Source organism: Paenibacillus sp. UMB4589-SE434 (assembly GCF_030226685.1).
Lineage (GTDB): Bacteria > Bacillota > Bacilli > Paenibacillales > Paenibacillaceae > Paenibacillus_B.
Genome location: NZ_JASOYK010000031.1, coordinates 1 through 264 on the forward strand (window position 1 = coordinate 1; position 264 = coordinate 264).

General features: G+C 50.0%; 3 tRNA genes. All 3 read left to right on the top strand.

Annotation, left to right across the window (positions count from 1 at the left end):
• Positions 1 to 76: transfer RNA gene (locus QP775_RS25625), tRNA-Asn, on the top strand.
• Positions 77 to 81: 5 nt separating this feature from the next.
• A tRNA-Thr gene (locus QP775_RS25630) sits at positions 82 to 157 on the top strand.
• A gap of 35 nt (positions 158 to 192) precedes the next feature.
• Positions 193 to 264, top strand: a tRNA-Glu gene (locus QP775_RS25635).

Sequence of the window (264 nt, forward strand, 5' to 3'; positions counted from 1 at the left end):
TCCCTGATAGCTCAGTTGGTAGAGCACTCGACTGTTAATCGAGTTGTCACAGGTTCGAGTCCTGTTCGGGGAGCCATCTTTGCTCTCATAGCTCAGTAGGTAGAGTGCATCCATGGTAAGGATGAGGTCACCGGTTCGATCCCGGTTGAGAGCTCCACAAATTATTGCTATAATACATCTAAGAATAAGCATGGCCCGTTGGTCAAGGGGTTAAGACACCTCCCTTTCACGGAGGTAACAGGGGTTCGAATCCCCTACGGGTCA